Consider the following 21,473-nt stretch of genomic DNA (forward strand, 5'->3'; position numbering starts at 1 on the left):
ATAAACACTCTTCTGACGCAGAAGTTGCATCAAGTCGCAATGCTCTGCGCCGCAGCATGTTTCATGACGGCAACGCCCGCCGTTCAAGCTGCCGAAACCAGCGCCGATGCCGGCATTATCGTTCCCGATGAACCCGATGACGACAGCTTCACCGCTGGCGTTCCGTCGGTCGGCGAAGACAGCGAAGCCCGTGCGATTTTCCAGGCGTGGAAGCGTCTCGACACCGGCCTGACCGCCTCGCTCGGCGTTGCCGTGCCGTCGCGTCGCCCGATCGACCAGATGTCGCTGTCGTCGTCGTACGGCATGCGCGTCCACCCGGTGACCGGCAAGGTCGCGCGCCACAATGGCATCGACATTCCAGCGCCGCACGGCACCCCGATCTATGCGACCGCCGACGGCATCGTCGGCCGCGCCCAGCGCCTCGGCGGCTACGGCAATTATGTCGAAGTCGAACATGGCAATGCGATCCAGACGCGCTACGGCCATATGTCGTCCTACATTGTGCGCCCCGGCCAGCAGGTCAAAAAGGGCGATATTCTGGGCTATGTCGGTTCGACGGGTCGTTCGACCGGCAACCATTTGCATTATGAAGTCCGTATCGAAGGCGCACCGGTCAATCCGATGCCGTTCGTGCGGTCGGATCAGATGGCGATCGCCGCAATCACGGGCAAAGATGTCGCGATGGGCGGTCCCGAATAAGAAGAATGACGAGCTTTCCTGGGTCGGAGAGGAGGGGCGCCAGGCGGGATAACCGTCGCGGCGCCCTTTTCATTTGAGACAAAGCGCCTATCTAGCCCCCATGGCCACCCAGCTTTCCGATATCACCCTGTCGCCCGCCGCCGCGGCGCGCGTCCGCTGGATCGCCGACCGCAAGGGCGAGACGCAGGCAGCGTTGCGCCTCGCGGTCGATGGCGGCGGCTGTTCGGGCTTCACCTATCGCTTCGGCCTCGCCGAGAGCATCGAGGGTGACGATATCGTCACCGAAACCGATGGCGTGAAACTGGTGGTCGATCCGGTGAGCATCGACCTTGTCCGCGGCTGCATCGTCGATTTCGTCGATTCGCTCGGCGGGTCGTCGTTCAAGGTCGAAAATCCCAATGCGGCGTCGGGCTGTGGCTGCGGGTCGAGCTTCTCGATTTAGATCTCAAACCTCGGAGACAATAGTCACCGTAGCCCTGAGCCGGTCGAAGGGCGCCTCACCGAGAAGCGCCCTTCGACAGGCTCAGGGCACGGTGCAAGGCATTGAGATGCGTTTGCACGGTCCGATACTTGTCTATGCACCAATCTTGCTGCCATAGGTGCCTCATGAAAATCGCGACCTTCAATATCAACGGGATCAAGGCTCGCCTGCCGCGCCTGATCGAATGGCTCGAGGAAACCCAGCCCGATGTCGCCTGCCTGCAGGAGCTGAAATCGAGCGATGAAACGATGCCGACCAAGGAGATCGAGGCGGCGGGTTACGGTTTTCTCTATCACGGGCAAAAGGGCTTCAACGGCGTCGCGATCCTCGCCAAAGGCGCCCAGCCGGTCGAAATCCAGCGCGGGCTGGCGGGTGAGGACGAGGACGAGCAGTCGCGCTATCTGGAGGCCGACGTCCACGGGGTGCGCGTCGCGTCCATCTACCTGCCCAATGGCAATCCGCAGCCCGGCCCCAAATTCGATTACAAGCTGCGCTGGATGGCGCGGCTGCGCGAGCGGGCGAAATTCCTGCTTGCTGCCGAAATCCCGACCATCCTGACCGGCGATTACAATGTCATCCCGCACGACGACGATGTGTGGGATCCGCGCGCCATGTCCACCGACGCATTGATGCAGCCCGAATCGCGCGATGCGTGGTTCCGCCTGCTCGGCGACGGCTGGACCGACGCGATCCGCAGCCGCCACCCCGGCGGGCATGTCTGGACTTTCTGGGACTATCAGGCGGGCGGCTGGCAACGCGATCATGGTTTTCGCATCGACCATCTGCTGCTCAGCCCCGCGCTCGCCGACCGGCTGATCGACGCCGGGGTCGACAAGGACCACCGCGGGCGAGAGAAGGCCAGCGACCATGCGCCTACCTGGGTGGTGCTGGCTTGAAGCGCGGGCATAAGCAAAGCGGCGGTTAACGAGCAACAGGCGCCTTTGATCCTCCCTGTGGCGAAGCCATGGGGAGGGGGACCGCTCGCGAAGCGAGGGGTGGAGGGCCGCGACGCCGGTGTTGTCGCCCCTCCGTCAGCGGCTGCGCCGCTGCCACCTCCCCATCGCTTCGCGACAGGGAGGATTTAGCAGCAACTCTCCGCGCTCCAGCTCCGGCAGTTCAGCCCAAAGGCTTGTCGTAAATCTGGTACACCCGGTTGATCTTGGCATCGATCGCCTCGGCGACCGCGTTCATGCCCTGATTGTCGTCGAGCACCCAGCCGATGTCGCCGCGCTCGGTGCCATAGTCGCTCACCGCGTCGCGGCGGATGAATTCGATCATCATGAAGGCGAGGGTGCTCGCCATCCGGCTGTTCTGCAGCTTTTTGGCGACCCCCATCAGCGGTACGCGCAGCGTGCGGCTTTTCGGCTTGCGCAGCCACCACAGCAGCCTTGCCCAGTTGAAGGGGAGCAGCGATCCGTCCATGTCGATCAGCAACTCGTTGATGTTGGGCAAGACAATCATGAAAGCGACGGGCTCGCCGTCGACTTCGGCGACGCGGATCAGATCCTCGAACACCAGGGTTTTCAGCTTTTTACCGACAAAGGCAATCTCGCTGTCGGTCAGCGGGACGAACCCCCAATTGTCCGACCAGGCATCGTTGAGCAGCCCCATGATCAGCTTGGCTTCGGCATCGAAGCGGCTTTTGTCGACCTTGCGGATCCGAATGCGCGCGTTCTTCTCGCCCGCGGCGACGATGCGATTGACCAGCGGTGGGAAGCCGTCGGCGACATGGACGTCGTAGTTCAGCAGCTGCTTGATCGGGCGATAACCGCTGTCCTCGATCCAGCCGCGATAGAGTGGGCTGTTGTGCCCCATCATCACCGTCGGGCGGTTGTCGAACCCCTCGATCAACAGCCCCGGTTCGTCCCAGATCGAAATCGACAGCGGGCCTAGCGCGCGGTGCATCCCCTGATTGCGCAGCCAATCCTCGGCGGCGACAAGCAGCGCGCGGGTCGTTTCCGCATCCTCGGCTTCGAGCAGCCCCCAGTTGCCCGTCCCCGGTCCCATCCCCTGTTCGGCGGGCTGCGCGAGTGCCAGTTCGTCGATATGCGCTGAAATCCGGCCGACGGTGCGGCCGTTGCGCCGCGCCAGGAACAATTGCGCCTTGCCATGTTCGAACCACGGATTTTTGCCGGGAGTCAGCAGGTTATACACCTCGCCCTTCAGCGGCGGCACCCACGCCGGATCGCCGCGATTGAGCCGAAAGGCCAGCTCGACAAACTCGCGCCGGTCGTTCTTGTCTTTGACCGGGTGGATGGTGATCGGTCCGTCCGAATGTCCGCTCATACTGGTTTCCTGAAATGCCAACCCTATATGTCGGATGACGCATTAGGGCATCGCCGCGGCGCTGGCGACCCGCATTTGGCCATTTTGCTGCCACGAAATCATGGTGAAGAGCGAGCGTTATGACGACGATCAATCCCTCTGCCGATCGGGTCGACACACCGCTGGTCAAGGCGGCGGCCCGGATCCCCAAATCGGCAATCGCCGACGACATGGCGATGATCCGCGCCGCGTCGGAGCTGACGCGCGACCTCGTCACGCCGTCAGCGCGCATCTATTGGACCGATTTTCTGGCATCGACCGTCATCGGTTATGCCGGCGTTGCGGGCGCCATTTTGGCGCCGACGCTCGCCTGGTCGCTCGCCGCCGCGCTGATCGCGATCCTCGCGCTCTATCGCGCCGGCAGCTTCATCCACGAGCTGACGCATATCCGCAAAAACGCGCTGCCGGGTTTCCGCTTCGCGTGGAACCTGCTCGTCGGCGTGCCGCTGCTGATCCCGTCGTACATGTATGAAGGCATCCACAGCCTGCACCACAATCGCACCAAATATGGCACGGTCGACGATCCCGAATATCTGCCGCTCGCGCTGATGAAGCCGTGGACGGTGCCGCTGTTCGTCGTTGCCGCGGCGTTCGCGCCGCTGGCGCTCTTGTTCCGCTATGCGGTGCTGACCCCGCTGTCGTTCCTGATCCCGCCGCTGCGCCGGATCGTCGTCGAGCGTTATTCGGGCATGATCATCAACCCGCTGTTCCGCCGCAAGGCGCCCGAAGGCGAGTTTCGCCGCATGTGGGCGTGGCAGGAGGGCGGCGCCTGGGCGTGGTCGAGCCTGCTGATCGCCGCGGGCGTCTTCGGCTGGGTGCCGCTGCGCGCGCTGTTGATCTTTGGCGCGATTGCGGCGGCGACTTTGGTGCTCAACCAGATCCGCACCTTGGTGGCGCACCTTTGGGAAAATGACGGCGAAGTGCTGACCGTGACCGGCCAGTTCCTTGACAGCGTCAACGTGCCGCCGCCGGGCCTGCTGCCCGAGCTGTGGGCGCCGGTGGGGCTGCGCTATCATGCGCTGCACCATCTGCTGCCGGGCGTGCCCTATCATGCACTCGCCGAGGCGCATCGCCGGTTGAAGGACGTGCTGCCCGCCGATTCGCAATATCATGGTGCGAATTACGACAGCCTGCCGAAGCTGGTGGTGAATCTGGTGGCGGGTTCGGCGCGGGGGGGTGCGGTCTGAGGAATGGAACGTCGCCCCCGCGAAGGCGGGGGCCGCTAGCTGCCTGGTCCCACGCTGCTGCGTAAACCGACAGCGGCCCCCGCCTTCGCGGGGGCGACGGTTCGTTTTCGTCACTGACTGTTTCTAACTCGTCATCCCGGCGAAGGCCGGGATCTCGCCGGTGCGGTTGGACGATAGGTTGAGATCCCGGCCTTCGCCGGGATGACGACATTATGAATGGCAGGTTGTTCGTCGCGAGCCGACGCTGATCCTATTCCTCGGTCCTGATCAAAATCATCTCGCCGATCAGCGCGAACAGGATAAACGGCCCCCACGCCGCCAGAAACGGCGAGTAGGCGCCCAAATCCCCCATCGCGAGGGCGAAATTGTCGGCGACGAAATAGGCGAAGCCCAGCCCCATCCCGACGATTGCGCGAATGAATAGCTTGCCCGACCGCGCGAGGCCGAACGCCGCGACGGCGCCCAGCAGCGGCATCAGGATCGCCGACAGCGGTCCCGAAATCTTGTGCCACAACACACCTTTCAGCGCCCCGACCGGGCGGCCCGCGGCCTCCAGATCGTCGATCGCTGCCTTCAGCTTCAGGAAGGGAAGCTCGTCGCCGTCGACCTGCGCCAGCGTGAACTGGTCGGGGCGCACCGACTTTGCCGCGACGATCGTTCCCAGCGGTTCCAGCGTCCCCGACCGGCGGATGAAGCGGCGCGCATTGGTCATTTCCCAACCGCCCCCGGCCACCGCGCGCGCGCTGTCGGCCTTCAGCATCGACGACAGCACGCCGCCGGTGCGTTCATAGATGGTGACGCCGCGCAGCACGATCGCAGGTCCGCCGGTTTCGACCGTTTCGGCGTTGATCAGATTGTTGCCGTCGCGCACCCAGATGTTGCTGCGCACGCCATTGTCGGGGGGCACCCGCTTATACTCGACCTTCTGCCAGGCGCTGAGCGCCGCGGTAGAGCGGGTGACGATGCGTTCGTTGAAGGCAAAGCTGATCCCGGCGACCAGCAGCGCGGCAAGGAACAGCGGCGCAAGGACCTGGTGCGCCGACATCCCCGACGCCTTCATCGCGATAACCTCGCTGTTCTGGTTCAGCGTCACCATCGTCAATATCGTGCCAAGCAGCACCGAAAAGGGCAGGAAGGTTTCGATGATCTGCGGCAGCCGCATCCCGACATAGCGCCAGACATCGGCGTCGCTGTTACCGGCGACCGCCAGGATCTTGCCGCTTTCGCCGAGCAGGTCGAGCGTTTGCAGGATCAGCACCAGCGCGAACAGGATCGAGAAGGAGCGGACCAGGAACAGCCGCCCGACATAGAGCGCCATCGTGCGCGACGGGAAAAAATGAAGCTGGTGCATATCAGGTCAGGCTTTCCACGCCCCGCGGTTTGCGCTGGAACATCGTCAACAGCCCGCGAATCTTTTGCGCCGACTTCGCCGCCACTCGCTCGAGCGCGCCGATCGGCTGGCCGCCCGGCACATGCGCAACGACATAATACATCCAGATCGCCAGCGCCGCGAACAGCAGGAAGGGAACCCACAGCGCGATGACCGGATCGACGACGCCGCGCGCGCCCATGTCCTCGGCATATTGGTTGATCTTGTGCTGGGTTACCAAGAGCACGATCGACAGGAAGACGCCGAGCGAGGAGGTCGATCGTTTGGGCGGGATCGCCAGCGCCACCGCGATCAGCGGGATCAGGAACATCGACAGCACTTCGACGATGCGGAAATGGAAATTGGCGCGCGATTCGAGCCGCGTCTGCTCGGACTGGCTCTGGTCCTTGCCCGCGACGAACAGTTCGGGGATCGTCATTTCGCGGTCGGCGCCGCCGCGCAGGCGGAACGCCTCGATCTTGGGCAACGGGATCGGCAGGTCGTGATTGTCGAAGGTCAGCACCCGCGGCACCGAAAATTTAGGCGATTCGTGGATCAGCACGCCCTGCGACAATCGCAGGATGATCGTGTTGGGGTCGTCGGTGGCCAGGAACTGCCCGCGCGCGGCGGTCGCCGAAACGCGCTGGCCGTCGCGATTGTCGCCGCGCACGAAAATGCCGCGCAGCGACTTGCCGTCGTCATAGCTTTCCTCGATCCGCAGCGTCATGCGGTCGCCCAGCTTGGTGAACTCGCCGACCTTGATCGACGCCCCCAGCGCGCCCGAGCGCAGCTCGAATTGCAAGCCTTCATAGGCATAGCGGGCGACGGGCTGGATGAAGCCGACGATCGCCAGATTGAGCGCGGCCAACGCCAGTGCGTAGGCGAAAGGAATGCGCATCAGCCGCCCGAAGCTCATCCCGACGCCCTTCAGCACATCGAGCTCGCTGGTCGTTGCAAGCTTGCGGAAAGCCAGAAGAATCCCCAGCATCAGGCCGATCGGGATGCCCAGCGAAAGATATTCGGGGATGAGATTGGCGAGCATCCGCCACACGATGCTGACCGGCCCACCCTCGGTGGCGACAAAATCGAACAGCCGCAGCATCTTTTCGAGCACGAGCAGCATCGCCGACAGGACCAGCGTACCCAGCATGGGAAAAAAGATGAGCCGCGCGATGTAGCGGTCGATGGCAGGCAGCTTATTCAATCTTTCGTCGCCCCATCACCATGATTTGGCCGCAGTTGTTTCCGATATGCCGATTCAAGGGCGACAGGGGCCCGTGTCGGCAGGTGCATTATGCGTTTGTCGGCGTGGCTATAACCTCTGGAGGAATTGAGGTCATGTCGAAAATTATTCTCGCCGGTATGCTCGCCGCCGGAGCGCTGATTGCGCCCGTCGCGGCGCAGGGTGCTGCGCTGGGTCCGGCAGCCGCCCTGTGCAACAGCAATGCGACCGCTGTGCAGGTCGATGTGCGCGGATTCAAGGCGCGCACCGGCACGGTGCGGGTCCAGATCTACAGCGCGAACAGCAGCTATCTGGAAAAGCGCAAGTGGATCGAGCGCGTCGACGTTCCCGTCTCGCGCACCGGGACGATGTCGGTGTGCGTCCCGGTCAAGCAGCCGGGCAATTATGTCGTGTCGGTTCGCCACGACATGAACGGCAACGGCAAATCGGACCGCAGCGACGGCGCCGGCCTGTCGGGCAACCCCGACATGAAGGTCAGCGATTTCATCTTCAAGCGGAAGCCGAAACTGGCGACGGTCAGCTTTGCCGTCGGCGGCGCCACCAAGCGCGTGCCGATCGTACTGAACTACGTCAACGGCTTGTCGTTCGACCCGGTCGAATAGGGACCAGATGGCCAGCGTCGCGCTCCTTTCCAACCCGCGTTCGACCGGCAACCGCGCCCTGTTGCCGCGGGTTCGCGAATATTGCGCGGCGCATCCCGACATCTTTCATTATGAGGTCGAGGACGTCGACCAGATCGGCGAGGCGATCCGCACCATCGCGATGGTCGGGCCGCGCGTTGTCGTCATCAACGGCGGCGACGGCACGGTGCAGGCCGCGTTGACCGAGCTTTATTCGGGCGGCCATTTCGGCGGTTCGCCGCCGCCGGTCGCGGTGCTGCCGAACGGCAAGACCAACCTGATCGCGCTCGACCTTGGCGCCGCGGGCGATCCGATCAAGGCGTTGCAGCGGGTGATCGAACTCGTCAATTCGGGGCAGCTGGAGGATCATGTGATTCAGCGCCAGCTGATCTCGCTCGACAGCGGCGGCGAAACGCGCCCGGTGCTCGGCATGTTCCTAGGCGGCGCCTATCTCGCCGATGTGATGCTCTATTGCCGCAATCGCATCTATCCGCTCGGGCTGCCGAACGGCATTTCGCATTTCCTGGCCGCGATTCTGGGGCTGTTTGCGATGATGTTCGGCCTCGGTGGCGGGCGCCTGCCCCCCAAGCCCGAGGCGATGACGGTGTCGCTGATCCGCCAGGGCGAATTCAAGGGCAAGTTTTCGCTGCTGATCGTGACGACGCTGGAAAAGCTGCTGCTCAGTATCCGCACCACCGACAGCGCCGGGCAGAGCGGGCAGATGAAATTGCTCGCGGTCGAGCGCGGCCTGGGCGCGCTGTTCCGCATGCTCGGCGCCACCTGGCGCGGGACGCTGGGGCAGCGCCAGCTCGATGGCGTCCATTTCCAGCAGGGCGACGAGATCCGGATCGAGGGCGAGCGGTCGAACGTCATTCTCGATGGCGAGATTTTTCAGGCCAAGAACGGCATGCCGATCATCCTGACCTCGACCCAGCCCGTGCCGTTCCTGCGCCTCGCCGCCTGAGCGTTCGCGCATGTCCGACCTGATCGACCTGGTCCGCGCCGAACTGTCGACTCCGGTCGACCCGCGCGTCGCCGCCATGGCACAGGCGATCGCCGCCGAATATCCGGGCAGCGCGCGCGCCGTGCTGTTTTACGGCAGCTGCCTCAGGATGAGCGAACTCGAAGGGCTGATGCTCGATTTCTACCTGATCGTGTCCGATTATGGCGACGCTTATCCCAAGCGGTGGATGGCGGCTGCCAATCGGCTGATCCCGCCCAATGTCTTTCCGTTCGCGCACCGCGGGCTGATCGCGAAATATGCGGTGCTGTCGGAAAGCGACTTTCACCGCCTGAACGGGCCGGAAACACGCAATGTGTCGGTGTGGGCGCGCTTTGCGCAGCCGTCGCGGCTGGTATGGGCGGTCGACGATACAGCGCGCGACCGCGCCGTCGCCGCCGTCGCGCGCGCCGCGCCGACCTTGCTGGCGGCAGCGGGCAAGGTCGATGGCGAGGCGCCGCTCGACTGGTGGCGGCGGGCCTTTGCGCTCACCTATTCGGTCGAGCTGCGCGCCGAACGGGCGGGCCGCGCACAGTCGGTGGTCGATGCCGACGCCGACCGCTACCAGCGTTTCAGCGCCCCCGCGATCGCCGCGATCCCGGCGGCCGCGCGCAGTGGTGCATGGGCGCGGCGGCGGATCGAGGGCAAGGCGCTCAGCATCGCGCGGCTGGCCAAGGCCAGCCTGACCTATGCCGGTGGGATCGATTATCTGGCGTGGAAGATCAATCGCCACGCGGGGACCAAGATCGAAATCAAGCCGTGGCAGCGCCGCTGGCCGCTGATCGCCGCGGTCACGCTGGTGCCGCGGCTGATCAAGGGCGGCGCGATCCGGTAGAATGCGATACGTCATCCCGGCGAAAGTTGGACTCTCGCCGGAGCGTAACAGGGCTCAGCTCGCCAGCCGCTGTCCCATGCCCGCCCGGGCTTCGCCGCACCGGCGGATCGCCTGATCGAGCGCGTTGAGGGTGAAGGGTTTGCGGAGCACGTCATGGTCGCCGAAACTTTCGGCCTCGCTGGCGTCGCCCGCATAGCCGGTGACGAACAGCACCGACAGTTCGGGCCAGCGCTGTTTGAGCTGCGCGACCAGTTCGGGGCCGGTCAGTTCGGGCATCAGCACATCGGATAGCACCAGGTCAAACCGGCCGCCGTCGGCCAGCCGCCCTTCGACGAGCTGCTCGGCCTCCAGCGGATTGCCGCACGCCACCGCGCTATGGCCCAGTTCTTCGACCGCATCGACCGTCGCCGCGAGGACGCGCTGGTCGTCCTCGATCACCAGGATGTTCAGCGCTTCGGTCGGGGCGCAATCGGCGGGGTCGCCGTCACTGTCGCTCGCCGCCGCTGCGACCACCTCCGGCTTCGCGACCGGCAACAGCATCGCGACGCTCGTCCCTTCGCCTTCGGTCGAGGAAATCTGGACCTCGCCGCCCGACTGGCGGCAAAAGGCGAAGACCTGGCTCATGCCCAGCCCGGTCCCCTGACCCGCGGGCTTGGTCGTGTAGAAGGGATCGAACACGCGTTCCAGCACCTCGGGCGACATGCCGCAACCGGTGTCGATCACCTGCACCGCCAGCGCCTTGCCGTCGCCATCGTCGAGGGTGCGGATGGTCAGCGCGCCATGGCCGTCCATCGCGTCGCGCGCATTGACCGCCAGGTTGAGCAGCGCATTTTCGAACTGCTGCCGGTCGAGCCAGCAGGCGAGATGGTCCGCATTGAGGTCGAGCGTCAGCGCGATCCTGTCGCCGATCGTCCGTTCGATCAGCTCGGCAAACCCGGTAATGCAGGCGTCGATCGGCGTCGTTTCGGGGCGTGCAGGTTCGGATCGGGCAAAGGTCAGCAGCCGCCGCGTCAGGTCGGCGGCGCGATTAGCGCCGTCGAGCGCGTTGGCAAGGTGGCGTTCGGCCTTTTCCGGGGTGCCGGGCAGCCAGCGCTGCGCCAGTTCCAATCCGCCGACAACAACCGCCAGCATATTGTTGAAATCATGCGCGATGCCGCCGGTCAGCTGGCCGACGGCTTCCATCTTTTGCGCCTGGCGCAGCTGGGCTTCGGCCGCGGCGCGCTCGCTCATCTCGCTGCGCAGCGCGATATTGGCTTGTTCCAGCTCGGCGGTGCGCGCTTCGACGGCCTCCTCCAGCTGCATGGCGCGTTCGCTTTCTGCCACCTGCTCGCGCCGCGCGACCCGGCGCTCGGCCTCGGCGCGGACGAACGAGAATGTCGTGCCGATCGCGACGGCGGCGATCGCCGCGCCGAGCAGGGCAAACAGCAACATCGCCTGGTTCAGGCTGGCGCGATCGGCGGCGGCGGTGCGAATGCGTTCGCGCAACAGCGCGCGTTCATTGGCAATAATCTGGTTGAGCAGATTGTCGATTCGGCTGAGTCCGGCGTCGTGCCCCGCGGCATGATATTTCGAAATCGCGGCGACGGTTTGGCTGTAATTGGCGCTCAACGCCGCGTCACCAAGCTGGCGTCCGCGGCTGTCCATTTCGCGCGTCAGGTCATCGACCAGCTTCGACTGGGTCGCGTTGTCGCGGACGCTGCGGTCGAGCCGCGTCAGATATTGCCGCGCCAGCCCCCATTGCTGTTCGTAAACGCGGCCGTCCTCTTTTTGCAGTCCCACCGCAAAGCGCCCGAGCGCCGCCTCGGCGCGAGCGAGCGAGGCGTCGAGCGAGCGCGTCTGCGAAATGACTTCCAGGCTTTGCGTCTGCCAGCCGAGCGACTGGTCGTAATTGTCGCTGGCGCGCGCGAGCAGCATGACAAGCGCGCCGACGATGCCGGTCAGCATCGTCGCCATGCCGATCGTCAGCCAAAAGCGTAATCGCTCGCGCCGCGTCTCGGTTTCGGTATCGCTATCCCGCTCGAACACGCCTGTGTCTTACCGGACATGCGCGGCGCCGCAAAGCGCCGAAGGCCCGGTCGCTGCTGCCCGGCTTCGGTTCGGCGCAAAAAGGAATCCGCTGGTCGGCGCAGCGGCTCGGTTCAGCCGATAATCCCGACACGCTTGCCCGCGCGTTCGAAACGGCCGAGGATTTCGCCGACCTGCTCGATGCTGTGCTCGGCGCAGAGCGAACAGCGCAGCAGGGTCATGCCCGCGGGGGTCGCGGGCGGGCGCGCCAGGTTGACGTACAGCCCTTCCTCCAGCAGCGCCTCCCACATCATCGCGCCTTGCTCGAGGTCGGGCATGATCACCGCGATGATCGCCGACTGCGGCTCGTCGGTGCCGAGCTGGAACCCCAGATCGCGCAGCCCCTTGTGCAGCACCTTGGAATTTTCCCACAGATGCGCGCGCTTGTTCGACCCGTGCATCAGCTTGCGGATGCTGGTCGCCGCGGTCGCGACGACGCTGGGCGGCAGCGACGCGGTGAACACATAGGGACGACAGACCAGCCGCATGATCTCGAACTTCGGATGGTTCGACACACAAAAGCCGCCGACGGTGCCGACGCTCTTGCTGAACGTGCCGATGACGAAATCGACATCGTCGAGCACCCCCTGCGCCTCGGCAACCCCGCGGCCGTTCTCGCCGATAAAGCCCATCGAATGGGCCTCGTCGACCAGCACCATCGCGCTGGCTTCCTTCGAAACGCGGATCATCTCCTTCAGCGGCGCGACGTCGCCGAGCATCGAATAGACGCCTTCGAGCACGACGAGCTTGCCCGCGTCTGCGGGCAGGCGCTTCAGTCTTTTTTCCAGTGCGTCGACGTCATTGTGGCGGAAGGCGACGATTTCGGCGTCGCCCATCTTGCAGCCGTCATAGATCGACGCATGGCTGTCGATGTCGAGGATGACATAGTCGCCCTTGCCGGCGATCGTCGAAATGATGCCGAGGTTCGCCTGATAACCCGTTGAAAACACCATGGCATGATCCATGGCGTAAAATTCCTTGAGCGCTTCTTCGCACTCCTTGTGGCCCTGATAGGTGCCGTTGAGCACGCGGCTGCCGGTGGTGCCGCTGCCGAATTTGTCGAGCGCGTCCTTGCCTGCGGCGATGACATCCTCGTCGAACGTCATGCCCATATAATTATAGGTGCCAAGCAGGATCGTCTCGCGCCCGTTGCAGATGGCGACGGTCGGCGAGATCACCTTTTCCATCACCAGATTATACGGATCGGTGACCCCGGTCGCGAGCAGGGTTTCGCGCTGCTGGATCAGCGGATCGAATTTTGAGAAGAGGTCGGTCATATCATTGTTCCATTGCCCGTTCGTGTCGAGCGAAGTCGAGACACCCGTCGGCATGGCGCAAGTGCGAGGGGCATCTCGACTTCGCTCGATGCGAACGGGAAGGGGTCAGCCTTGCAGCTTTTCAACCGCCGCCACCAGCTGGCCCACGGTTTCAATCTCCGCCTGCATGTTCATGCTGATGATGATGTCGAACGTGTCCTCGACCTCGGCGACGAAATCCATCACCGTCAGGCTGTCCCATTCAAGGTCGCCGGCAAAGGTCGTCGCATCGGTCAGTTCGACCCCCTTTTTGTTGAAGGGGGCGATCAGGCCGTAAATCTGGTCGGTGAGGGCGGTGCTCATGTGGTGCGTCCCATAAAGGCATAAAGTTGCGCGCGGGAATGCCGCGCTCCCGCCCGATTGGCAAGCGAATGCGGCGGGAACAGGGCAGCATCTTGCCGCTGGCGGTACTTCATGGCATCGCTATGGCGGGTCGCTGACGCATTGCGAACGCGGGGGAATGGCATGGGCAGCGAAAACGCATCGACACCGGCGCCGCCGCCAGCGGTGTCCTTCCCGCCGAACGCGGTGCATCTGGTGCGCACCAACCAGCAATTGACGATGCAGCTGTCGCAGATGGCCGACCAAAAGGCGTCGATCCTGATGGGCGCGACCTTTGTCGTGTTCACCCTCGCGGTGGGTCAGGCGCGCGCCGGGGCAGGGGCGCTCGCGATGCCGCTGACGATCCTCGCGACCTTTTCCTTCCTGTCGGCGCTGCTCGCGGTCTCGGCGGTGCTGCCGCGCGTCGGCAAGGCGCCGCCGATCGTGTACAAGGACGGCAAGGATCACAGCAACATCCTGTTCTTCGGCCGCTTTGCCCAGATGGAAGAGGATGAATTCATCGACGCGGTCAAGGCGCGGCTGCGGACCGAGGAAGACCTGTACGAAACGATGCTGCGCGACACCTATCAGAACGGCATCGTGCTGGCGCGGCGGAAGTATCGTTACCTCGCCTATGCGTACCGGCTGTTCGTGGTCGGGCTGACGCTGACCTTCGGCGCGTTCGCGTTCGAGATGGTGGGGATGTGGCGGGGGTGAGATAGACCGTCGCCCCCGCGGAGGCGGGGGCTGCTGTCGTCATTGCGTAGCCACGCCGAGAAGTGTCTCTAGCGGCCCCCGCCTTCCCGGGGGCGACGAGTCTATTGTTGCCAATTTACCACCCCCGCCCGCGAAATTCCCGCCAATCCCCACCCACGATTGCCCCACCGCCCCGCCGCGCCTATCCGGGCCGGCTATGTTGCAGCAGGCCACGCCTTTGACCGCGCCGACGTCGCAGGGTCTTCGCGCCGAGTTTCGCGCGACGCTGGCGCTCGCGTTGCCGCTGGCGGCAGCGAACCTGCTTCAGATGCTGGTCCATGCGATCGACGTCATCTTTGTGGCGCGGCTCGGCGACGCCGCGCTCGCCGCCTCGTCGCTCGGCGTGTCGATCTTTGGCCTCTTGCTCTGGACCGGCAGCGGGCTCGTCGGCGCCGCGGCGCCGCTGATCGCTGCCGAGCTTGGCCGCCGCAAACATGCGGTGCGCGAAGTGCGGCGGACGGTGCGCATGGCGCTCTGGCTCAGCGCACTGGTGTCGCTCGTCTTCATGGGCATTTGCGCTGCGGGCGGGCCGATCATGATCGCGACCGGCCAGCCGCCCGAAACCTCGGCGCGCGCGGCGGGATTCCTGCTGATCCTGATGTGGGGCATGTTCCCGATGATCGCCGCGGCGGTGCTGCGCATCTTCGTCTCGGCGCTCGGGCGGCCGACGATCGCGACCGCGATCACCTTTGGTGCGCTGGGCGTCAACGCGCTCGGCAACTGGACGCTGGTGTTCGGCAACCTCGGCATGCCCGCGCTCGGGCTGCACGGGTCGGCGATTTCCAGCGTGCTGACCAGCGTGCTGATGCTGGCCGCCTATGTCGTCGTCATCCAGTCCGACCGGCGGCTGCGGCGCTATCATTTGTTCGGCAACTGGTGGCGCACCGAATGGACGCGCTTTTTCGACATGCTGCGGATCGGCACCCCGATCAGCCTGACCATTTTGGCCGAAGCCGGGCTGTTCACCGGCGCGGCGTTCCTGATGGGCCGGATCGGCGAGGCTGAACTCGCCGGTCATACGATTGCGCTTCAGGTCGCGGCGCTGGCGTTCCAGATCCCGTTCGGGGTGGCGCAGGCGGCGACGATCCGCGTCGGCCTGGCCTATGGCGCGCGCGACCATCGCGGCATTGCGCTGGCGGGGCAGGCGTCGCTGGTCCTTGGCATCGGCTTCATGGCGTTCACCGCGCTCTTGATGTGGCTGTTCCCGACGCTGGTCCTGTCGATCTATGTCGATGTCGACGCGGCGCGCAACGCGGCGCTGGTCGGATTCGCGTTGCAGTTCCTCGTCGTCGCCGCCGCCTTCCAGCTGTTCGACGGCGCGCAGGCGGTCGCGGCGGGCGTCTTGCGCGGGCTACAGGACACCCGCACCCCGATGATCATAGCGATCTGCGGCTACTGGATCGCGGGCTATGGCACCGCCATCTACCTAGGTTTCTGGACCCCGCTTGCCGGAGTCGGCGTGTGGATCGGGCTGGCGGTCGGGCTGATCGTGGTGTCGGCGGTGCTGCTGGCGCGTTGGCGGATGCGGGCTAGGTTGGGTCTTTTGCCAGCAACCGTTGGTGGCTGAATTGCATCGCAAGACGAGTGAGCCTGCTGGTCATCGCCGTTAACTGATCGGTGGTAAGTGCTAATGGGCGACGCGCGGCGTCCGAGGCATTTTGAAATTGCATTTTGGTCTCTGCCACGCGGCCATCGAAGGTGATCGCCACCTCTAACGCAGAATGAACTACATCAGCTCTGACGGGCAGCAATTCTCGGATAGCCGCAATCCGGACGTCAAGACGCCGTGGGTTATTGAAGGTCTTTCGGTCTTTCTCCAGCGCGGTCAGTTTCTGGGATAAAGGCATCGCGGGCGTCACTTTGGCGCCGGTTAAGCCAGCGTAGAGCATTACCGCCATTTCAACTCTGGCGAAGGCGTCTAAGAAAGCTCCGCGCAGAAGTTGGGCTTCAGTCCAAATGCTCGTCAAATCTTCAGCGCCGACGCCCTTGATGATAAGGTTTTGGTATCCCATCTCGCCGCTCTACCGCGCTGCCGAAAATTTTCCCTTAATCGCCTTGACGCTGTCACACCCTCCACCCATATGCCCGTCTGTTAGCACTCGCACCTTGTGAGTGCTAAATGACATCCATTGCATTTTTGGAGGGATATCCATGCAATTTCGTCCGCTGCACGACCGCGTGCTGGTTCGCCGTATCGAAGCCGAAGAAAAGACGGCTGGCGGCATCATCATTCCCGACACCGCCAAGGAAAAGCCGCAGGAAGGCGAAGTCGTCTCGGTCGGCACCGGCGCCCGCGCCGACGACGGCAAGGTGACCCCGCTTGACGTCAAGGCGGGTGACCGCATCCTGTTCGGCAAATGGTCGGGCACCGAAGTTAAGGTCGACGGCGAAGAGCTGCTGATCATGAAGGAATCGGACATCCTCGGCGTCATCGCCTGAGCGATTTCATCGAATCGAGAGTGAAGTTGCGCAGTTTTCTGCGCCTTTGAAAGGAACAAGCACATGGCTGCTAAAGACGTCAAATTCTCGCGCGACGCGCGCGAACGCATCCTGAAGGGTGTCGACACCCTCGCCGACGCGGTGAAGGTCACCCTCGGTCCCAAGGGCCGCAACGTCGTCATCGACAAGAGCTTCGGCGCGCCCCGCATCACCAAGGACGGCGTTACCGTCGCCAAGGAAATCGAACTGAAGGACAAGTTCGAAAACATGGGCGCCCAGATGCTGCGCGAAGTCGCATCGAAGGCGAACGACAAGGCCGGCGACGGCACCACCACCGCGACCGTTCTCGCCCAGGCTATCGTCCGCGAAGGCATGAAGTCGGTTGCCGCCGGCATGAACCCGATGGACCTGAAGCGCGGCATCGACCTTGCGGTGAACAAGGTCGTCGAAACGATCAAGGCGCAGTCGAAGCCGGTTTCGGGCACCGCTGAAATCGCCCAGGTCGGCATCATTTCGGCCAATGGCGACAAGGAAGTCGGCGACAAGATCGCTGAAGCCATGGAAAAGGTCGGCAAGGAAGGCGTGATCACCGTCGAGGAAGCCAAGGGTCTCGATTTCGAGCTCGACGTCGTCGAAGGCATGCAGTTCGACCGCGGCTACCTGAGCCCCTACTTCATCACCAACCCCGAAAAGATGCTCGTCGAGCTGTCGGATCCGTACATCCTGATCTTTGAAAAGAAGCTGTCGAACCTCCAGTCGATGCTGCCCATCCTCGAAGCCGTGGTCCAGTCGGGCCGTCCGCTGCTGATCATCGCCGAGGACATCGAAGGCGAAGCGCTGGCGACGCTGGTCGTCAACCGCCTGCGCGGCGGCCTGAAGGTCGCTGCCGTCAAGGCACCGGGCTTCGGCGATCGCCGCAAGGCGATGCTGCAGGACATCGCGATCCTCACCAATGGTGAGATGATCAGCGAAGACCTGGGCATCAAGCTGGAATCGGTCACGCTGAACATGCTGGGTCAGGCGAAGCGCGTCACGATCGACAAGGACAACACCACCATCGTTGATGGCGCCGGTGCTGCCGATGCGATCAAGGGCCGCGTCGAACAGATCCGGGCGCAGATCGAAACCACGACGTCGGATTACGATCGTGAAAAGCTGCAGGAACGTCTGGCGAAGCTCGCTGGCGGTGTTGCGGTCATCAAGGTCGGCGGCGCTTCGGAAGTCGAAGTGAAGGAACGCAAGGACCGCGTCGACGACGCGCTGCATGCGACCCGCGCGGCGGTTGAAGAAGGCATCGTCCCCGGCGGCGGTACCGCGCTGCTGTATGCAACCAAGGCGCTCGACGGCATGTCGGGGGTCAACGAAGACCAGACCCGCGGCATCGACATCATCCGTCGCGCGCTGCAGGCTCCGGTCCGCCAGATCGCCGAAAACGCCGGTTTCGACGGTGGCGTCGTTGCGGGCAAGCTGTTCGACCAGAACGACACCAACTTCGGCTTCAACGCGTCGACCGACGTCTATGAAAACCTGGTTGCCGCTGGCGTGATTGACCCGACCAAGGTCGTCCGCACCGCGCTGCAGGATGCCGCATCGGTTGCCGGTCTGCTGATCACCACCGAAGCCGGCATTGCCGAAACGCCGGAAGACAAGCCCGCCATGCCCATGGGCGGCGGCGGCATGGGCGGCATGGGCGGCATGGACTTTTAAGTCCAAACCGTCCGGCGCACAGTCGACTGAAATTGGGTCGGGGGAGCAATCCTCCGGCCCTTTTTCTATGCCGTGCCCCTGCGAAGGCAGGGGCCCATCACCGATGCTGTCGGCACCCAGCGCCCATCGCTTTGAATCGCAACGCCAGATGATGGGCCCCTGCCTTTGCAGGGGCACGGTGGTTCTGTCATTGCCAGTTCATCGCGCGCCGCATAGCAAAGCCCCATGATCGTGCTTGCTCTCCTTACCGCCGTCGCCGAACCGCCCCAGCCGATCGAACGCTGCGGCTATCGCATCGTCCAGACCTACCCCCACGACACCACCAGCTTTACCCAAGGGCTGTTCTGGGACGGCGACCATCTGTACGAAGCCACCGGCCAATATGGCCGCTCGCGCGTCGCGCGGCTCGACCTCAAGACCGGCAAGGCGCTTGCGCAGACCAAGCTGCCGTCCGATCAGTTCGGTGAAGGCATCACCCGCTGGCAGGGCCAGATCATCGGCGTCACGTGGCAGGGCGGGGTCGGCAACCGCTGGCGGCTCAAGGATCTGAAACCCGTCGGCACCTTTTCCTATGCGGGCGAGGGATGGGGCGTCACCATGGTAGGCGACAGCCTGGTGCTGAGCGACGGCACGTCGCAGCTGCGCTTTTTTGATCCCGCGACGATGACCGAACAAAAACGCGTAACGGTGCGGTTCGGCAGCCGCCCGCTGGCGATGCTCAACGAGCTGGAGACGATCGACGGCGAGGTTTGGGCCAATGTCTGGATGACCGACATGATCGTGCGGATCGATCCCGCGAGCGGCCATATCCGGTCCTACATCGACCTGTCGGGGCTCAAGGAACAGGCGGGCGCGCTGGGGAGCGACAGCGTTCTCAACGGCATTGCCTGGGACGCGAAGCAGAAGCGGCTGTTCGTAACCGGAAAATATTGGTCGAAGCTGTACGAGATTACGCTGGCCGACTGTGGTTAGCGATCAATCCTCCCTGTCGCGCAGCGATGGGGAGGTGGCAGCGCGAAGCGCTGACGGAGGGGCGATGGCGCTACCGTCGTCGCCCCTCCACCATTCGCTTCGCGAACGGTCCCCCTCCCCATCGCTCTGCGACAGGGAGGATTAGAGCTTGCGCCCGAAGGCCTGCTCCATCCGCGCCGCCGCCGCATCATAAACCCGCGCCTTCAACCCGGCGGTGATCGCGGGTGGCGTCCGGTCGGGATGGCCGCCGACATAGGGCGGGGCGGGGTCATATTCGATCGCGAGCTGGATCGCCTGTGCCACCGCGTCGCCGTGCAGCCGTCCGATCAGGGTCAGCGCGAAATCGAGCCCCGACGTGACCCCGCCGCTGGTGACCAGATTCCCGTCCTCGACGATCCGCGCGCTCACCGGTTCGGCGCCGACCAGTGGCAGCAAATGGGCATAGGCCCAATGCGTCGTCGCGCGCTTGCCCGTCAGCAGCCCGGCGCGGCCGAGCAGGAAGGCGCCGGTGCACACGCTCGTCACCCACCGGGCGCTCGCGGCCTGGCGCGCGATGAAATCGATCGTCGCGCGATCGTTCAATGCCTCGGCAACGCCATGCCCGCCAGGGACGCAGAGAATGTCGGCTTGCGGACAGCTGGAAAAATCGTCGGTCGGCACAATCGAAAAGCCGCTGTCGGTGGCGATCGCATCGCGGCTGGCCGCGGCGCCGAACAGCCGCGCGCCGGGCATCCGGCAGAGCGCCTGCGCGGGGGCGGTGAAATCGAGCTGGGTGATCCCCGGAAACAGCAGAAAAACGACGGTGGTCGATGCAGGGGTAACGGATGCGTCGGTCATGCGGATGTCCTTGCAGTGGCAGTGGATCACCCAGGCGCGCGGCTCGAATTGGCATATTCGCCAGCCCCGCTTCCCGATGGGTTTCCATCTTCAGCGCCAGTCGCGGGGCAGCGTCAGTTTAACCCCATGGCGCGCCGAGGGAAAGGCGCTATTCGTCCGCTGCCGCGCCTGCGTCGCGTGTCGCCTCAGCATCGGCGGCGGGTGCGGGGTCGCGGCTTTCGAGCATTTCGGCGGCATCGTCGAGCGCCTTCGCCTCGCTGACCGTCACCCCGCCCGGACCGGGTTCATTGTCGGTGCGGCTGCACCCCGTGGCCAGCGCAAGGGTCGCCGCCGCGGTGATGATCGTTGCCAGGCTGGTCCGACCCATCATGCAATCTCCCACGAAAAAGGGCTCCATTCGCGAAGAATGGAGCCCCTTTATAGTAACACGCTCAGACGCGCGCCAACGACTTACTGCTTGTCGTTGGCTTCTGCCTTGGCGGTTTCGGCTTCGATCTTGTCGCCAGCGGCAGCGGCAGCGTCGCCAGCGGCGTTCACGGTGCCTTCGACGGCGTTGCCGGCATCGGCAGCCGCTTCGGCGGTCGCATCGGCTGCGTCAGCGGCGCCTTCGGCAACCGCGTCGCCAGCAGCAGCAGCATCGTCAGCAACGGCGGCGCCGGCTTCCGAGGTTTCTTCCTGGGCCTTTTCCGAGCAGGCGGTCAGGCTGAAGGCCGCAGCGGCCATCGAAGCGATGAGGATCTTGCGCATGGGTATTCCTTTCGAATGCAATGACCGGGTCACCGGTCATGGATGCAGAGGGTTAGCGAGGGTTCAGGGGCTTGGCAATCCATAGCTTTTGTCAGCTTTGGATGCGTCCGACCCCAAATAGACAAAGGGGCCGCCGGCGAACCGACGACCCCCGTTGTTCCACTGGCCAATCTGGCCCGCAAACAGCTTACTTCTTGGCTTCTTCCATCGCGCCCTTGGCAGCGTCGGTCGCTTCCTTCGCAGCGTCGGCAGCTTCAGCGGCCTTGTCGGTCGCGGCAGCAGCGTCGCCAGCGGCAGCGGCATCAGCAGCACCTTCGGCAGCGGCGCCGGCGGTGGCAGCAGCGTCAGCAGCGCCTTCGGCAGCTTCCATCGCGCCATCAGCGGCACCTTCGACGGTCGCTGCTGCATCTTCGGTGGCGGCGGCGGTGTCGTCGGCAGCCTTTTCACCGCAAGCGGCGAGGCCCAGCGAGGCGGCGAGAACGAGCGACATGGTGATCGATTTTTTCATTTGGGAAACCCCTCTCGGTTTGAACAGATCGACCGGCACAGGAACAG

At 64.3% G+C, this 21,473-nt stretch carries 23 protein-coding genes and 1 riboswitch; of the genes, 12 read left to right on the forward strand and 11 right to left on the reverse strand.

The window, feature by feature from the left end:
- The first annotated feature begins 63 nt into the window (after positions 1 to 63).
- From SPYCW_RS02715 to xth, 3 genes are all read left to right on the forward strand, one after another.
- Entirely contained in the window at positions 64 to 699 is a 636-nt protein-coding gene (locus SPYCW_RS02715) for a M23 family metallopeptidase (protein ID WP_232014807.1), read from the forward strand.
- 100 nt (positions 700 to 799) lie between these two features.
- Positions 800 to 1,141: an iron-sulfur cluster insertion protein ErpA gene (gene erpA, locus SPYCW_RS02720; RefSeq protein WP_120215485.1), complete on the forward strand. Its 342-nt coding sequence runs from the start codon at positions 800 to 802 to the stop codon at positions 1,139 to 1,141.
- Positions 1,142 to 1,305: 164 nt separating this feature from the next.
- Positions 1,306 to 2,076 (forward strand): exodeoxyribonuclease III, encoded by a 771-nt coding sequence (gene xth / locus SPYCW_RS02725; RefSeq protein ID WP_120215486.1) that lies wholly within the window; start codon positions 1,306 to 1,308, stop codon positions 2,074 to 2,076.
- Positions 2,077 to 2,296: 220 nt separating this feature from the next.
- Here the strand turns inward: xth and SPYCW_RS02730 are convergent, their stop codons facing one another.
- Positions 2,297 to 3,466, reverse strand: a complete 1,170-nt coding sequence (locus tag SPYCW_RS02730; RefSeq protein WP_120215487.1) for an N-acetyltransferase — start codon at positions 3,464 to 3,466, stop codon at positions 2,297 to 2,299.
- 119 nt (positions 3,467 to 3,585) lie between these two features.
- Between SPYCW_RS02730 and SPYCW_RS02735 the strand changes: the two genes are divergently transcribed.
- Entirely contained in the window at positions 3,586 to 4,692 is a 1,107-nt protein-coding gene (locus SPYCW_RS02735; RefSeq protein WP_120215488.1) for a fatty acid desaturase family protein, read from the forward strand.
- 250 nt (positions 4,693 to 4,942) lie between these two features.
- Here the strand turns inward: SPYCW_RS02735 and lptG are convergent, their stop codons facing one another.
- Positions 4,943 to 6,043: an LPS export ABC transporter permease LptG gene (gene lptG, locus SPYCW_RS02740; RefSeq protein WP_120215489.1), complete on the reverse strand. Its 1,101-nt coding sequence runs from the start codon at positions 6,041 to 6,043 to the stop codon at positions 4,943 to 4,945.
- Position 6,044: 1 nt separating this feature from the next.
- Positions 6,045 to 7,265 (reverse strand): LPS export ABC transporter permease LptF, encoded by a 1,221-nt coding sequence (lptF, locus tag SPYCW_RS02745; protein ID WP_120215490.1) that lies wholly within the window; start codon positions 7,263 to 7,265, stop codon positions 6,045 to 6,047.
- A gap of 134 nt (positions 7,266 to 7,399) precedes the next feature.
- Here lptF and SPYCW_RS02750 point away from each other — a divergent pair, with 134 nt between their 5' ends.
- Genes SPYCW_RS02750 through SPYCW_RS02760 form a run of 3 tightly spaced genes read left to right on the forward strand, consistent with a single transcriptional unit; the run spans position 7,400 to position 9,759 of the window.
- Positions 7,400 to 7,906, forward strand: coding sequence for a DUF2141 domain-containing protein (locus SPYCW_RS02750; RefSeq protein WP_232014808.1), 507 nt, complete (start codon positions 7,400 to 7,402; stop codon positions 7,904 to 7,906).
- Between the two features lie 7 nt (positions 7,907 to 7,913).
- Positions 7,914 to 8,888 carry a diacylglycerol/lipid kinase family protein gene (locus SPYCW_RS02755; RefSeq protein ID WP_120215491.1) on the forward strand — a complete coding sequence of 325 codons (975 nt, stop codon included), beginning with the start codon at positions 7,914 to 7,916 and terminating at the stop codon, positions 8,886 to 8,888.
- A 10-nt stretch (positions 8,889 to 8,898) separates the two neighbouring features.
- Complete coding sequence (locus SPYCW_RS02760; protein WP_120215492.1) at positions 8,899 to 9,759, forward strand: hypothetical protein; 861 nt, start codon at positions 8,899 to 8,901, stop codon at positions 9,757 to 9,759.
- A gap of 54 nt (positions 9,760 to 9,813) precedes the next feature.
- Here the strand turns inward: SPYCW_RS02760 and SPYCW_RS02765 are convergent, their stop codons facing one another.
- From SPYCW_RS02765 to SPYCW_RS02775, 3 genes are all read right to left on the reverse strand, one after another.
- The gene (locus SPYCW_RS02765; RefSeq protein ID WP_120215493.1) at positions 9,814 to 11,784 is read right to left on the reverse strand and encodes an ATP-binding protein; all 1,971 of its coding nucleotides are present in this window, start codon (positions 11,782 to 11,784) and stop codon (positions 9,814 to 9,816) included.
- A 113-nt stretch (positions 11,785 to 11,897) separates the two neighbouring features.
- Positions 11,898 to 13,100, reverse strand: coding sequence for a serine palmitoyltransferase (gene spt / locus SPYCW_RS02770; protein ID WP_120218060.1), 1,203 nt, complete (start codon positions 13,098 to 13,100; stop codon positions 11,898 to 11,900).
- Between the two features lie 105 nt (positions 13,101 to 13,205).
- Positions 13,206 to 13,442 (reverse strand): acyl carrier protein, encoded by a 237-nt coding sequence (locus SPYCW_RS02775; RefSeq protein ID WP_039571860.1) that lies wholly within the window; start codon positions 13,440 to 13,442, stop codon positions 13,206 to 13,208.
- A gap of 162 nt (positions 13,443 to 13,604) precedes the next feature.
- On the opposite strand from SPYCW_RS02775, the gene SPYCW_RS02780 reads away from it, so the two are divergent.
- Entirely contained in the window at positions 13,605 to 14,177 is a 573-nt protein-coding gene (locus SPYCW_RS02780) for a Pycsar system effector family protein (RefSeq protein ID WP_120215494.1), read from the forward strand.
- Between the two features lie 196 nt (positions 14,178 to 14,373).
- Positions 14,374 to 15,783, forward strand: coding sequence for an MATE family efflux transporter (locus tag SPYCW_RS02785; protein ID WP_120215495.1), 1,410 nt, complete (start codon positions 14,374 to 14,376; stop codon positions 15,781 to 15,783).
- Here SPYCW_RS02785 and SPYCW_RS02790 read toward each other — a convergent pair.
- The gene (locus tag SPYCW_RS02790) at positions 15,746 to 16,228 is read right to left on the reverse strand and encodes a hypothetical protein (protein ID WP_120215496.1); all 483 of its coding nucleotides are present in this window, start codon (positions 16,226 to 16,228) and stop codon (positions 15,746 to 15,748) included. The genes SPYCW_RS02785 and SPYCW_RS02790 overlap by 38 nt on opposite strands.
- Positions 16,229 to 16,367: 139 nt before the next feature.
- Between SPYCW_RS02790 and groES the strand changes: the two genes are divergently transcribed.
- The 3 genes from groES to SPYCW_RS02805 all read left to right on the forward strand — a co-directional run bounded on the left by groES (position 16,368) and on the right by SPYCW_RS02805 (position 19,334).
- Positions 16,368 to 16,655 carry a co-chaperone GroES gene (gene groES, locus SPYCW_RS02795; RefSeq protein WP_011540765.1) on the forward strand — a complete coding sequence of 96 codons (288 nt, stop codon included), beginning with the start codon at positions 16,368 to 16,370 and terminating at the stop codon, positions 16,653 to 16,655.
- 63 nt (positions 16,656 to 16,718) lie between these two features.
- On the forward strand, positions 16,719 to 18,362 hold the full coding sequence (gene groL, locus SPYCW_RS02800; protein WP_120215497.1) for a chaperonin GroEL: 1,644 nt from the start codon (positions 16,719 to 16,721) through the stop codon (positions 18,360 to 18,362).
- 225 nt (positions 18,363 to 18,587) lie between these two features.
- A complete protein-coding gene (locus SPYCW_RS02805) occupies positions 18,588 to 19,334 on the forward strand; it encodes a glutaminyl-peptide cyclotransferase (protein ID WP_120215498.1) in 747 nt (248 codons plus the stop codon).
- 141 nt (positions 19,335 to 19,475) lie between these two features.
- On the opposite strand, the gene SPYCW_RS02810 is transcribed toward SPYCW_RS02805, so the two are convergent.
- The 4 genes from SPYCW_RS02810 to SPYCW_RS02825 all read right to left on the reverse strand — a co-directional run bounded on the left by SPYCW_RS02810 (position 19,476) and on the right by SPYCW_RS02825 (position 21,426).
- Positions 19,476 to 20,171 (reverse strand): DJ-1/PfpI family protein, encoded by a 696-nt coding sequence (locus SPYCW_RS02810; RefSeq protein ID WP_172595407.1) that lies wholly within the window; start codon positions 20,169 to 20,171, stop codon positions 19,476 to 19,478.
- Between the two features lie 21 nt (positions 20,172 to 20,192).
- A riboswitch (ZMP/ZTP riboswitch) is annotated at positions 20,193 to 20,285 on the reverse strand.
- A gap of 34 nt (positions 20,286 to 20,319) precedes the next feature.
- Complete coding sequence (locus SPYCW_RS02815) at positions 20,320 to 20,541, reverse strand: hypothetical protein (RefSeq protein WP_232014809.1); 222 nt, start codon at positions 20,539 to 20,541, stop codon at positions 20,320 to 20,322.
- Between the two features lie 80 nt (positions 20,542 to 20,621).
- Positions 20,622 to 20,918 carry an entericidin EcnAB gene (locus tag SPYCW_RS02820; protein WP_120215499.1) on the reverse strand — a complete coding sequence of 99 codons (297 nt, stop codon included), beginning with the start codon at positions 20,916 to 20,918 and terminating at the stop codon, positions 20,622 to 20,624.
- A gap of 187 nt (positions 20,919 to 21,105) precedes the next feature.
- Positions 21,106 to 21,426 (reverse strand): hypothetical protein, encoded by a 321-nt coding sequence (locus SPYCW_RS02825; protein WP_120215500.1) that lies wholly within the window; start codon positions 21,424 to 21,426, stop codon positions 21,106 to 21,108.
- Positions 21,427 to 21,473 lie beyond the last annotated feature (47 nt).

The sequence above is a fragment of the Sphingopyxis sp. EG6 genome (assembly GCF_003609815.1).
Classification (GTDB): Bacteria; Pseudomonadota; Alphaproteobacteria; order Sphingomonadales; family Sphingomonadaceae; genus Sphingopyxis.